General features: G+C 40.7%; 12 protein-coding genes. 11 read left to right on the plus strand and 1 reads right to left on the minus strand.

Going from position 1 to position 13,949, the window contains the following annotated elements; translation table 11 throughout:
• The first annotated feature begins 102 nt into the window (after positions 1-102).
• The 11 genes from ACK4EX_RS07930 (at position 103) to ACK4EX_RS07980 (ending at position 13,413) form a co-directional block, all read left to right on the plus strand.
• Positions 103-1,080, plus strand: coding sequence for a glycosyltransferase (locus tag ACK4EX_RS07930; RefSeq protein ID WP_409771518.1), 978 nt, complete (start codon positions 103-105; stop codon positions 1,078-1,080).
• The gene (locus ACK4EX_RS07935; protein WP_409771521.1) at positions 1,071-2,960 is read left to right on the plus strand and encodes a glycosyltransferase family 2 protein; all 1,890 of its coding nucleotides are present in this window, start codon (positions 1,071-1,073) and stop codon (positions 2,958-2,960) included. The genes ACK4EX_RS07930 and ACK4EX_RS07935 overlap by 10 nt, the downstream gene beginning before the upstream one ends.
• A 69-nt stretch (positions 2,961-3,029) precedes the next feature.
• Positions 3,030-3,887 (plus strand): murein hydrolase activator EnvC family protein, encoded by an 858-nt coding sequence (locus ACK4EX_RS07940; protein ID WP_409771523.1) that lies wholly within the window; start codon positions 3,030-3,032, stop codon positions 3,885-3,887.
• Between the two features lie 9 nt (positions 3,888-3,896).
• Positions 3,897-5,414 (plus strand): GH3 auxin-responsive promoter family protein, encoded by a 1,518-nt coding sequence (locus tag ACK4EX_RS07945; protein ID WP_409771525.1) that lies wholly within the window; start codon positions 3,897-3,899, stop codon positions 5,412-5,414.
• Positions 5,415-5,685: 271 nt separating this feature from the next.
• Positions 5,686-5,973, plus strand: coding sequence for a hypothetical protein (locus tag ACK4EX_RS07950; RefSeq protein WP_409771528.1), 288 nt, complete (start codon positions 5,686-5,688; stop codon positions 5,971-5,973).
• A 3-nt stretch (positions 5,974-5,976) separates the two neighbouring features.
• On the plus strand, positions 5,977-6,294 hold the full coding sequence (locus tag ACK4EX_RS07955) for a cell division protein ZapA (protein ID WP_409771530.1): 318 nt from the start codon (positions 5,977-5,979) through the stop codon (positions 6,292-6,294).
• Between the two features lie 233 nt (positions 6,295-6,527).
• Entirely contained in the window at positions 6,528-8,069 is a 1,542-nt protein-coding gene (rny, locus tag ACK4EX_RS07960) for a ribonuclease Y (protein WP_409771532.1), read from the plus strand.
• Positions 8,070-8,073: 4 nt separating this feature from the next.
• Positions 8,074-8,907, plus strand: coding sequence for a DUF4476 domain-containing protein (locus tag ACK4EX_RS07965; RefSeq protein ID WP_409771535.1), 834 nt, complete (start codon positions 8,074-8,076; stop codon positions 8,905-8,907).
• Positions 8,897-9,289, plus strand: a complete 393-nt coding sequence (locus ACK4EX_RS07970; RefSeq protein ID WP_409771537.1) for a DUF423 domain-containing protein — start codon at positions 8,897-8,899, stop codon at positions 9,287-9,289. Before ACK4EX_RS07965 ends, ACK4EX_RS07970 begins: the two co-directional genes overlap by 11 nt.
• A 172-nt stretch (positions 9,290-9,461) precedes the next feature.
• Positions 9,462-11,219 carry a M1 family metallopeptidase gene (locus tag ACK4EX_RS07975; protein ID WP_409771540.1) on the plus strand — a complete coding sequence of 586 codons (1,758 nt, stop codon included), beginning with the start codon at positions 9,462-9,464 and terminating at the stop codon, positions 11,217-11,219.
• 1 nt (position 11,220) lies between these two features.
• Positions 11,221-13,413, plus strand: coding sequence for a DUF5686 family protein (locus ACK4EX_RS07980; RefSeq protein ID WP_409771541.1), 2,193 nt, complete (start codon positions 11,221-11,223; stop codon positions 13,411-13,413).
• 21 nt (positions 13,414-13,434) lie between these two features.
• Here ACK4EX_RS07980 and ACK4EX_RS07985 read toward each other — a convergent pair whose 3' ends face one another.
• The gene (locus ACK4EX_RS07985; RefSeq protein ID WP_409771544.1) at positions 13,435-13,929 is read right to left on the minus strand and encodes a ferritin; all 495 of its coding nucleotides are present in this window, start codon (positions 13,927-13,929) and stop codon (positions 13,435-13,437) included.
• Positions 13,930-13,949: the final 20 nt, after the last annotated feature.

A 13,949-nucleotide genomic window follows, 5' to 3' on the forward strand; every position in this document is an offset into this window, starting at 1 on the left:
GAAGCAAAGGCGCATGAGTAGATTTTTCAAAGTTCTTTTACGAAGACAAAAAGGCACTTCGCCTGAGAAGAGCTTTAATAAATAAAAAAACCTTTTGCCTCTTTGGCCTTCAAAAATGGTGGGCTGAGGGAATTGGCTGTCTATCTTTACGCCGGTACACTGATAGCTATGATTTCGATACTGATACCGACCTACAATTACAATCCTACAAATACAGTACGCGAGCTGCACAGCCAGTGCACGGAGCTGGGCATCGCATTTGAAATTTTAGTGGCCGACGATGACCCTGATTCTGAGATGGCATCAGCTTATGCACACCTTAACGAGCTGGAGCATGTACATGCATCGATTAACCCAGTTAATCTGGGTAGAAGAGGCAATCGAGATTACCTGGCTTCAAAGGCTCGTTATGAATGGCTATTGTATTTGGACGAAGATGCCGTGATCACTCACAGGTCATTTGTAAATAATTACCTGTCGAATTTGAAGCCTGGCGTAGTGATTTGTGGTGGGGTGGACTATTGTGCAACGCTTTCTAAAGCTGAGAAAAAGAAATTGCGCTATCGTTATGGTTTGCGCAGTGAGGTAGTGGCTGCCACTGACCGCAACTCAGCCCCATACAGTTCGTTTATTACATTTAACTTTTTGATTCCCAAAGAAATATATCTAAAACTACCAAAGCATACCGAAATTGTAGGCTATGGGCATGAGGATACAATGATGGGGTATGACTTGAAGTACAATTTCGTGCCTATACTGCACATCGACAATGCCGCTTGCCACAGCCAAATCGACAGCAATGAGGTTTTTTTAGAAAAGACGAAAGAGGCCTTGCAAAATTTATCACGCATGATGGCGTCAGGTAAGGTTGATGAGGAAGTACGCATGTACAAGGCATATGCACGGGTACGAGCTACCGGGCTTCATGTGATCCTAAGGGTTTTGTATTCGCTTATTGGCAAAGAACTAGAAAGTCACATTTTGCACGGCCATCCGAAGCTATGGCTCTTTGACCTATACCGGCTGATGTATTTGAGTTACATACAGCCACAGATTACAACTCCCGGCGCATGGAGGTAAGGCCTGACTTTTCGGTAGTGATTGTTTCATACAATGTATCTGCCTATCTTAAACTTTGTCTTTACTCTGTTTTTAACGCCATTGGTAAGCACAAAGTAGAGGTATGGGTGGTTGACAATGCCTCTTCCGATGACTCAGTAAAGATGGTCAGGGAGAATTTTCCTGAAGTAAAGCTGATTGTAAACGATGAAAACATAGGATTTTCAAAGGCAAACAATCAGGCTCTGCGATTAGCTAAGGGGAAGTATCTTCTTATGCTCAACCCTGATACGGTATTGCCGGAAACGATCTTTGATACATGTAAGCGCATAATGGAGGCTCATCCAGAGGTAGGGGCAGCTGGAATTCGGATGCTCGATGGCAAAGGTCATTTTTTGCCGGAGAGCAAGCGCGGTATGCCTGCACCTTTGGTATCACTCTTCAAAATCAGTGGAATATATCGACTTTTTCCTCGATCAGAAGTATTTAACAGATATTATCTTGGGCATACGTCGCCACTTGAAAACCAGTATGTCGAAATTCTGGCTGGTGCCTTTCTTCTGGTGCGTACAGAAGTGGCTGAGCGCATTGGCTATCTGCCTGAAGAATATTTTATGTATGGCGAAGATATTGATTTTTCATATCAGGTAATTCAAAACGGATTTAAAAACTACTACATAGCTGAAGATAAAATTATTCATTTTAAAGGAGAGAGCACTAAAAAAGGCTCGCTCAATTATGTATATATTTTTTATAAAGCTATGGCCATTTTTTCGGCCAAATATTTTGGTAAAGGAAATGCCTTTTTCTATCACATTTTAATCAGTTTTGGCATACTACTGACGGCTATAGGAGCAGCGTTGAAACGCTTAATTCAAACCATTGGAATTCCTGTGATAGAACTATTAGCTTTTTATGCCGGATTTTGGTACATTCACGACTATTGGGAAAAAAATCACCGTTTCATTTCAGGAGGAGAATATCCACCTGAGTATGTATATGGCATCTTACCATTGTATTCGATTGTTTTGATACTCAGTATTTTTATGTCAGGTGGGTACAAAAAAGAACAAAAACTCTCGGATGCTCTTCGTGGCTTGGGTATAGGATTTTTGATTATTACTCTTTTTTACGGATTAAGTCCGGAGAGTTGGCGGTTTTCGCGAGCCATCATGGTTTTGGGCACTTTGTTAGCCTTATTTTGGGTGATTATTTTCAGAAATTTACTGAAATTTTTAAAAATCATACAACCAGATCTTACAAAAAGGGATTTGATAGTTTGGATAATTACAAGCTCAGTTCATGAGCTCAATGCGTGTTCTATGCACTTTCGGAATACTGCTTATTTTGATATTAAAGTATTAGAAACTTCTCTCGATTCTTTTAAGATTTTACTATCGGCTTTCAAGCCTGATTACGTGCTCTTTGATACAGATTCTATCTCTTTTTCAAAGGCCATTTCATTGACTGAAAAACTTCAAAAAACTTCTGTAAAAATGCTATTTAAAATTCCAAAAGAAGATACATTTATAGGTGATGATATAGTGATTAATATATCGAATAATGTTAAAGACAAAGATTTAAAGAATATACCTTTTTTAAAGCGATTTTTCGACTTTGTTTTTGTTGTTTTTTTTATTCCTTTATTTTTCCCATTTTTAAGAAGAAAAATCACAATTAATTGGAGAGATATCAAAGATATTTTAACGGGGAAATTACAACTGATTGGGCAAGGAGAATCGCATAAAAGCATTGTGAATTTATCTGATTACATCTCAAAGTTGGACTTTGAAATGTCTTCTTTTATTTCTCTTGATTACTTTTCGCGATATTCACCAAACAATGATTTAAAAATCCTCAAAACGCTAAACCAAATTTACCGGAAATATAAACATAAGTAAATTCTTGATAAGCCCTTAAAACATGCACAAGTCTTAACACTGCATGTACTTTTGGATAACTTTGCAGCAATGTCATTACGCGCCCGCATATCAAAATCGCTCAGAAACCGCTACCGCCTGGTAATCCTCAACGATGAAAACTTCGAGGAGCGATTTTCCGTTAAGCTCACCAAGCCCATCGTTTTTACGGTAGTAGCAGGAGGCAGCTTGCTGCTGGTTATTGCTACCACGTTTATTATTGCCTTTACTCCTTTAAGAGAATACATCCCGGGATATTCGAGCACTGAGCTTAAGCGACTTGCTATACAAAATGCCCGGCTTGCTGACTCACTTCAACAGCAACTGGCCTATACCGACCAGTATTTAAAGACCATACAAGCGGTAATAAACGGCGAAATTGAAGTGGACAAAGACAGCGTAAACATTCGACAGCTTACGGAAGAAAACAAAAAGAAGATCGATCTGAGTATAGGCAAATACGACAGCTTGCTTCGATACGAAATCGAGCAAGAAGAGATGTACAACCTCCAGCCCATCAGCAGAGAGCAATTTATAGCAGCATTATTGTTGTTCAGACCAGTGAAAGGCAGTGTTATTCAAGGTTTTGATTCAGAGAGTAAGCGCTATCACATCGAAATAGCCACAGGCAACGGAGAGGCGGTAAAATCGGTGCTCGATGGTACAGTGATTTACTCAGAATTTAACCCCACGTGGAATTACATTGTGATCATTCAGCATGCAAACGATCTGATATCAGTGTATCGAAATCTTGCCTTTCCGCTTAAGCGAAAAGGTCAAAACGTGCAGACCGGCGAAGTGCTTTCTTTTGTAGAGAGCTCAAAAGAAGCTGATAGCCGACCCATCTTTGCATTCGAATTGTGGCAGAAAGGCCAACCGATCAATCCTCAACTTTTCATTAACTTCTAACTTTGGCAAATGTCACTGAAATCTTCAATTGCCCGATTATATGCAGCTCACGTGGTACGCTCTACCGAACGATGGGCTTCTAGACCAGTAGAGATTCAAATGCGCTGGCTTAAAAAGCTGGTAAATAAGGCCAAACATACTCAATACGGCAAAGACCATGACTTTGCCTCAATAAGAAATTACGACGACTTCAAAAAGCGCATTCCCATTAAAGACTACGAAGGGCTGAAATCATACATTGAAAAAATTATGGCCGGCCAATCAGATGTACTTTGGCCCGGCAAACCCCTCTATTTTGCGAAAACATCGGGAACCACCTCAGGCACGAAATACATCCCAATCAGTCGGGAATCTATGCCCTATCACATCGCAGGGGCGCGCAACATGCTCTTGCACTACATTCACCGAAGCGGTAAGGCCGACTTTGTGGACGGCAAAATGATCTTCCTTCAAGGTAGCCCAATATTATCGGATACTAATGGCATCAAAACAGGTCGCTTATCGGGCATAGTAGCCCATTATGTACCTGCCTATTTGCAGCGCAACCGCATGCCTTCGTGGGAGACCAATTGCATCGAAGATTGGGAAGCAAAGGTAGAAGCGATCGTTCGCGAGACGATAAAGGAAGACATGCGCCTCATTAGCGGTATACCGCCCTGGGTGCAGATGTACTTCGAGCGCCTGCTGCACTATACGGGCAAAGCCACCGTAAGTGAAGTGTTTCCAAATTTTTCACTATTGGTGATTGGCGGAGTGGCTTTTGAGCCATATCAGAGGATTTTTGAAAAGCTCATTGGCAAGCCCATCGATACATTAGAGCTATATCCTGCTTCTGAAGGATTTATTGCCTATCAAGATCATCCAAATAATCGTGATCTTTTGCTCTTGCTCGATGGCGGAATTTTCTTTGAATTTATACCCGCCGACAAATTTTTTGAACCGAATCCCCCAAGATACCATATTGGCGAAGTACAGACAGGAGTACATTATGTAGTAATTCTTAATACAAACGCCGGACTTTGGGGCTACAACATCGGAGATACCATCGAATTCACTTCGACCTCGCCCTATCGCATACGTGTAAGTGGTCGAATTAAACACTTTATCTCGGCCTTTGGTGAGCACGTGATAGGCAGTGAAGTAGAATATGCAATAAGCCAGGCCATTAAAACACACGGAGGGCGCGTTAACGAATTTACGGTAGCCCCCCAGGTAACCCCTCCTGAAGGCGGACTTCCTTATCACGAGTGGTGGATTGAATTTGATGAATTGCCCGCTGACATGTCGGCTTTCGCTCTTACCCTCGACCAAGCCATGCAAGACAAAAATGTGTATTACAAAGACCTCATCACCGGAAAAATCCTTCGCCCTGCAGTGATAAGAATGCTTCCAAAAAACGCTTTTAACCAATATATGAAATCCATCGGAAAGCTCGGTGGTCAGAATAAGCTGCCGCGACTGTCGAATGATCGAAAAATAGCCGTACAGCTGGAAAAGCTTTTTTTAAACCAGCAAGTAGACTCGTAAGCCTTCAGCAAACAACTTCCATTGGTTCAAATAAACAATAGGAGTTTGTAATAATATATATACAATAATTCCGGCTAAATCCTTTAAAAGAGTGATTCAATACACCGCAAATACACAAAAAGCTCACTAGGAGTAAAAAATTTCGGAAATCGCACAGTAATGCTAATATTTTAAAAATCAGCTTTTTAAAAAAACTGATTAAAGAGTTGCTTTATTTGCTTTGTAAAGCGAAACAAACATTCTACCTTTGCAACGAAGGTGAAAGTCGAAGATGAATTCTCTGGAGTTAGTGGTTAATAAGCTGAAAAGCAGAGCTTTAGAAGCATATAACCAATTAAATACACTCAGAGATGAAAATTTTCGACTAAGAGCAGAGGTAGCTCGACTGAAGAAGCGTATTCAAGAGTTGCAGAGCGAAAATGCGCGAATATTAGAGCTCCAAAACTCCCTTCAAACAGATTTGGACCGAAGCGAACATTTCCATTCACTTCAGGCCAAATCAAAAATTAATGAATTAGTGCGGGAAATCGACAAATGTCTTGCACTGATAGAGCAATAAATTATGGACGTACAATCAGGAGAGTTCCTTAAAATAAAAGTACAAATCGCTGGGCGCTGGTATCCTTTAAAGATTAAGCGCTCAGAAGAGCAGACTGTGCGCAACGCTGTAAAACTCATAGAAGACAGCTTGAGCGCACTTGAGCGCAGTTATGATGTGGCATCAAAGCAAGACCTGCTTGCCATGTGTGCCCTGCAGCTGGCCAACAAACTGCTTACTACCGAGAAGAAACAGCAAGAAGAAGCTCAAAACCTCGAGTTTCAGCTCTCTGAAATTTACTCCTTGCTCGATTCAGGTGTACAAGACATTCCGTCGGCCTAACGTTCTTTATTTACCTGATTGCCCGCACTGAAGAACTATGTGCTAAACTCAACAGAAAATCCGATAAGGAGCACAGCCTGGTGAGACTAAAGCAGGTCGCAACCTATACCTGTGGTAGGTGAACTTTCCGGGTTCCAGCGAAAGCTTGAAGCTACACCGGCATCCTAAACGTGTCTAACGGAGTTTAGACATCGCATTCAGTGCGGGTTTTTTTATTTTAAGTTTTGAAAATTATGGAAATCGTAATTGCCCTTTCATCCCTCCTATCCGGCATAGCAGCCGGTTGGTTTATAAATAGCACAATTGCTAAAAAGAGATTGCTCAAGCGAGGCTCAGCCATTATTCGCCAAGCTGAGCAAGAAGCTGAGGCTATAAAAAAAGAGAAAATTCTGCAGGCAAAAGAGAAATTTCTCGAGCTTAAAGACCAGCATGAAAAAGCTGTAGCCCAGCGCGAGAAAAAAATTCAGGAAACAGAACTGAAAACGCGCGAAAAAGAAGCCCGTGTAAACGCTCAGCTTGAAGAAGTCAACCGAAAAGAAAAGGAACTGGCCCGCAAACTCGAACAAATCGAGCGACAAACAGAAGCATTGGAGCGCAAAAATCAGGAAGTAGAAAAACTGCGCCAGCAGCAAATCCACCAGCTGCAAGTCATCAGCGGGCTCACAGCCGAAGAGGCAAAAGCACAGCTGATCGAAACGCTCAAAGACGAAGCAAAAAGCCAGGCTTCTATTTACATACAGAATACTTTAGAAGAAGCTAAAATGACAGCTGCCCAAGAGGCGCGCAAGGTGGTGATCAAAACCATTCAACGCATCGGTACCGAAGTAGCCATAGAAAATGCCGTGTCAGTATTTAATATTGACAATGAAGAAGTAAAAGGCCGAATAATAGGTCGCGAAGGTCGAAACATACGTGCCCTCGAGGCAGCAACAGGCGTAGAAATCATAGTGGACGATACACCGGATGCCATTATCCTCTCGTGCTTCGACCCCATTCGCCGTGAAATCGCTCGACTTTCGCTCCACCGCCTCGTAACGGATGGACGCATTCACCCAGCCCGTATCGAAGAAGTAGTGGCTAAGGTGACTAAACAGATAGAAGACGAAATCGCCGAAGTTGGTAAACGCACCGTGATCGACCTTGGCATTCACGGTTTGCATCCCGAATTGGTAAAAATCGTAGGCCGAATGAAATATCGCTCGTCGTACGGACAAAACTTGCTTCAACACTCGCGCGAGGTGGCAAATCTATCCGCCGTAATGGCTGCCGAGCTTGGATTGAATCCAAAAATCGCCAAGCGCGCAGGACTGCTGCACGACATCGGCAAGGTACCAATGGAAGAAACCGACCTGCCGCATGCATTGCTCGGCATGCAGTGGGCTGAGAAATACGGTGAAAAACCCGATGTGTGTAACGCCATAGGAGCACACCACGACGAGATTGAAATGACTTCTATCTATTCACCCATAATACAAGTGTGCGATGCCATTTCAGGAGCCCGCCCAGGTGCACGCCGTCAGGTGATGGAAAGTTATCTACAGCGATTGAAAGATCTCGAAAACCTGGCCATGAGCTACGAAGGCGTTACAAAAGCCTATGCCATACAAGCAGGTAGAGAACTGCGCGTTATGGTGGAGAGCGAGAAAATCAGCGATGCCCGCTCTCAAGAGCTCTCTTTCGAGCTGTCACAACGCATTCAAAACGAAATGACCTACCCCGGTCAAGTAAAAGTGACTGTAATTCGCGAAACAAGAGCTGTTAACATTGCCCGATAGATCGATGCGACTGAGCTTGGGGCTTTCAGGGGTTGGAATGCTGTTGGCATCACAACTGTTTTGCCAACATGTAGTGATCACTTCGCCCGATAGAGTCGAATTTGCTTTTGGAATCGACTCCTTTTTCTATGCACGAAAATGGACCATTTCTTCTGCGGCTCCAATCAAAAAAGATCAAACAACTTTTTTTGTATTACTGAAAAAAGACTCCCTACTCCTTCAAAAAAAGATTCCCTCCACACCCGACAATCACCACTTTGTAATTGAAAAAGGCAAAAGCGGAGAATATACTTTATACTACCGCGGCATTTTAAATGCTCTACCAGATTCAATTGAAATTTTTAAGGAAAAGACAAACATCCATTTATCAAGTGTACTGACTAAGCGACCTAATCTAGCTGCATCAACCTCACTTCCTGCTCTTTCGCAAAACATCGAAAAGCCTCAACCTCAAAAAGTAGATACCACCTTGCGACAAACGTCATCAATCCCCTCTCAGAACATGCCTGGCAGATCTGACACCAACCTCACCGCTCCACTACCCACAATAGATGAAACTCCGCCTTTCGACAAAACCGTAGATGCCGTAAAAAAAGCGGAATTTGAATTTGAGCGAATGATGCTCATCAGAGAATATGTAGAAAAACACAATACAAATACACAAGAACTTAAAGTATTAGCCCGACTGCTTACCTACGATTTGACCCGATTACAACTCTTAAAAGACTGCTATTCATACACTCTCGACAGAATTAATTATCGAGCTCTCACTTCGGTATTTGATTTCGAAATCTCGAAGCAATCTTTCTTGGAGTTTATCAACGAACATGAAAAATAAAAGATTTCTACTCATCGGGCTCTTTCTCTTAGTTACCGGCATTGTATTAGGTGCACTCGCAGCACATGCATTGAAAGCTCACTTGACCGTCAACCAACTTGAAAGCTTTAAAACCGGTGTTTTTTACCATCTGCTCCATGCCCTGTTATTTATTTCCTTCGGATTGCACACAACGGCTGAAAATCAGAAACAAAATATCACATCTGGTCTATACATTGCTTTTGTTGGTGTTTTGATGTTTTCCCTTTCGATTTATTTTTTAAACCTTCAAAATATTATAGGCTTTCCCTTGCGATGGTTGGGTCCAGTCACACCAGTAGGTGGAGTTTTGATGATTGTCGGCTGGACCATAGTTTTTTGGAAGTTTTTTAAAGCAGACTGAAATCTGAATTTTTATTTCTCTACTACATAGCTTAGTTCCGAGCTTTGTTCAATGTAATTTTACCTTTTTACTACTTTAGACCTATTAAAACATGAAACAACTGCAGCTAAGTCTGCTAATTATTGTTACACAGCTGATCAGCTGTAACCATAAATTTCAAAAAGCGCAAGTAATGAATCAAATTACAGATCCACACTCTTTTGCCGATCTCTCAGGTACTAGGCTTACTCACCTCGATTGGGATGCTGAAATTGATTTCATCCACCGAAAAATAAAGGCAGTTGCTACATGGACACTTGAATACAAAAAGGATACGCTCGTTTTAGATGAAAACGGGCTGAGAATTCTATCCATCAAAGACCAAAACGGACATTTACTCCCCTTCGAAGAGCATGAGGTGGATACCGTTAGGGGTGGATGGATAAAAATAGTACTCAATCCAAAGGTTCAGAAAATCGCCATAGAATACGAAACACTCGAGCATCCTGCTGCCCTACAGTGGCTCGAGGTAAATCAAACACTTGGCAAGCGTTATCCTATATTATTTACGCAAAGCCAGGCAATACTCGCGCGCTCGTGGCTGCCCTGTATGGATTCCCCTTCCATTCGTTTTACCTATAGCGCCCGCGTGAAAGTTCCAAAAGGTATGCTTGCACTAATGAGTGCCGAAAATCCACAAGAAAAGTCGCCAGATGGTATTTATACCTTCTCGATGAAGCAACCTATCCCTTCGTACCTAATGGCACTGGCAGTAGGTGACTTCGAATTCAAAGTCGTAAGTGATCGAAGCGGTATATACGCTGAACCTGAATTGATCGATGCTGCACATCAAGAATTTAGCGATGTAGAAAAAATGATTCTTGCGGCCGAATCGCTTTACGGACCTTACCTGTGGGATCGATACGACTTACTCGTCATGCCTCCCTCCTTTCCATTCGGTGGGATGGAAAACCCAAGACTCACTTTCGTTACTCCTACAGTTATAGCCGGCGATAAATCGCTGGTTTCACTTGTAGCCCATGAACTGGCCCACTCTTGGTCTGGCAACCTGGTTACCAACGCTACCTGGAATGACTTCTGGCTCAACGAGGGATTTACCGTCTATTTTGAGCTGCGCATTATGGAGCAAATTTACGGTGTGGAATATGCCGAAATGCTTGCCCAACTCTCATACAATGAGCTAATAGGTGCATTAAATACCCTTCCTCCTGATGAAACTATTTTAAAAGCAAAACTAGATGGAAAAAATCCAGATGACGCTGTAGGCCCAATTGCTTACGAAAAAGGATATTTCTTCTTGCGAACCATTGAAAAAAAAGTGGGACGTAGATTTTTCGACGAATTCTTAAAAAAATACTTTGAAACTTATAAATTTAAAAGCGTAACCACAGAAGATTTTTTAGAATTTCTAAAAGCAAACCTTTTGAAGAAAAAAGATTGGGAAGAAATTAATGTTGAAGCCTGGATATATGAACCAGGATTACCACCAAATATAGCCAAACCGAATTCGACAAAATTTTCAGCTATTGAAAGTGCAGCAGTATCCTTTCTGAAAACAAAAATAGTACCCGTAACTAACCGATGGACTGCATTAGAATTTATTTATTTCTTGCAAAATTTAAAAGGTAAAATCGATGAAGAATTATGTAAAAAATTAGACAATCAATTTCATTTTACTCAGTCTAAAAATTCTGAAATATTAGCTTTCTGGTTTTTGCTTTGTATTGAAACCAATTATAAGCCTGCCTTGGGTGCAATGAAACAATTTACCATACAAACAGGAAGGAGAAAATTTGTCATACCAATTTATAAAGAATTGATAAAGAAAAATCAAATTCAGCTGGCTAAATCCATCTTTAAAGATGCAGCAAAAAACTATCATCCTATTACGTATAACAGCGTAGCCCAGCTTTTTGATAAAACACTATAAAGTGGCAAGAATTCTCATCCTATTTTTTGGATTACTGGCTTACATTTCAGCTCATGGACAATTACATGTAAAAACAAATGAAGAATCGGCTATAAAAATTTTATTTCTTACGCTAAACAAAGCTACTGAATTTGATAGAAAAATATCAAAACTTGATCTACATTTTATAAAATCATCAGAAATATTTATCGACAACTATCCTTCGAAAATTCCATTTTTAGGTGGAGTATTATTGCCTAATATTTCTGATACAGGATTGGTTTATCTTCGACTGGCTGAAGGCTTTTTAAAACACGACAATTCTATTCACAGAGAATTTATTTACAAACTTTCAGAGTTTGGAAAGGTACACGATTATCCCATTATTTCGGTTACACAATATTTATTAAATCCTTATAAGAGGTACATTCAAATTCCTACCATTGAGGCTAATTATTATTTACTACCATTTCAGTGGAAAAATTACATGAGCTACCAATACTTTTATGAAGCCAAAATAGAGAGTGATTCAGGTATTTTTTATCAATTCTACTTCCATCCAAAAAACCGATTTGGTAGTTTTTTTTCAGGCACTGTATTAATTGATTCTGCTACGAGCCAAATTGCAAAAATTAGGTTAAAAGCAGAGAGTAACAACAAGCTAAATTTAGCGGATAGTCTGCTAATAGAGATGCATTTTAAAAGGATAAAAGACATTTATTATCCCATCAATTATTGGTACGCCTTTCACTACAGTGTACAGCAATATACTGGCAGACACGTCATTCATGTTTATACCGATAATTCAGCGGAAAACTTCCACCACAGTTTTCAAAAATTTACACAAATTGAAATTCGCGATACAGCTGATTTTTCAGAGGTTGATTTGACCCCAGAGCAAAGAATAATACGTGACGAGGAAATCACTTATTACCTTAAAAAAAAGCAAGGTATTATCCAGGATTCCTTATTTAAATATGCATTGAGATATCCGTTTAAAACCATTCTAACATCAGGATTAAAACTTCCGATACGTGGAGGAAAGAATTTAATAGTAGTTCAACCCTTTTGGCGCGGAGTTGGCTTTAATGCAGTAGAATCTTTTTACGTGCGATTAGGTGCAAGTATTTCAAGTACAGGGTGGAGTAAATTAACATATAATGTTGAGGTACGTCCGTCTATTGCTATGGACTACTTGCGATGGAAACAATCACTCACCTGGAATTTTCTGCATCGATACAATGGAAAAGGAGAAATCACATTTGGAAACACCATTTTTCAAATAAATGAAAACGACCCAGTTTTACCTGTAATTAATTCTTTTTATTCCCTTTTTTTGAATGAAAATTACGCCAGTTTTTATGAAAAATCGTTTATAAAAGGCGTTTTTAGCATATCCGTTAGATCCTTCGACATTCGACTTTTGGCCGAACATTCACATAGGAGGTCTCTGAACAATACATTAATTCGTAGCCCGTTATGGGACTCTGGTACTTTTTTGCCAAACAATCCTGATCACCCGCCAGCTATTACAGCTGATGGATTCCAAAATCACTGGGGATTGACCTTCGACCTGGATATCAGCTGGCAGCCGGGACGTTATTATTTAGACGCAAATGGACGCAAAATTCCATTAAAATCCGAAAGGCCTACCTATTTTCTCAACTACAGAAAAGGTGTAAAAGCTCTCAACTCGACTGTTGACTTTGACCAAATCACATTTGGTCTGCAGCTCAAGAGGCGCATTTCTCGATATGGAGTAAGTACCTTGGACGTGCAATATGGGCGATTTGTCCAAAAAACTAATGTGCCTTTTATTGATTTTAAACACTTTAACGGTATTCAGACGCTCTTTTTGCAACCCACTTCCGACCGCTGGAGCGACATCAGGCAATTTCGCACCCTGCGGTATTACGATTTCAGTACGGATGAATACTTTTTTGAGCTTCACTACATCCATCGATTCGGTGGAGCATTGTTTAACAACTGGAAGAGCTTTAGCCGGCTGAATATCCACACCGTAGCCGGCTTAAACTTGCTCTCTACTGAAGCAGAAAACATTTATTTTGAGCCATTTATAGGATTTGAAAACCTTTTTAAAATCTTTAAAATTCAATTGGCCTACGGAATGGACAATTGGCAAAAAAGCCGAGTGACTTTTCGTCTCGGCTTTAATTTCAATATTGGAATTTATCAGAAATACCGAAGAATTTAGAAACCGCTCTCTTGGGTATCATCATTTACCTTCTGCATCAGCAAGCATCTGGTCGATCAGGTATTTGTAGGGCCCTTCATTGCCAATGAGCTTGGCTTTTTCGATTAGAGAGCGTGCCTGAGTCTCTTCTTCGTGCTGCTCTTGCACATACCATTGGAGGAATTGCAAGGCGTTGTAGTCGCCAGAAGCCGTTGCTGCGCTTACCAATGCATTGACCGATTTTGTAACATTGAGTTCGTTGTGATAGAAGGCCTGTAAAACATCGAAAATGCCTTCAATTTTTTGTTCTCGATTTTTAGGCAGTTCGATTACCACCTTACCTTCTCTCTCTATCAGGTAGTGCACGAGCTTGAGCATATGGCCACGCTCCTCTTCGCTTTGTTTAAAGAAGAATTTTGCGGCATTGTCAAAGCCGTTTGATGCACACCAAATTGCAAGCTTTAAATATTCAGTTGATGCTGTGTTTTCTATTAAAATTTGTTCGTTAAACAGCTTTTCGAGTGATTCTGCTATCATTACCTGGTAATTTTTAAAGG

The organism is Thermaurantimonas sp. (assembly GCF_046299575.1).
GTDB lineage: Bacteria > Bacteroidota > Bacteroidia > Flavobacteriales > Schleiferiaceae > Thermaurantimonas.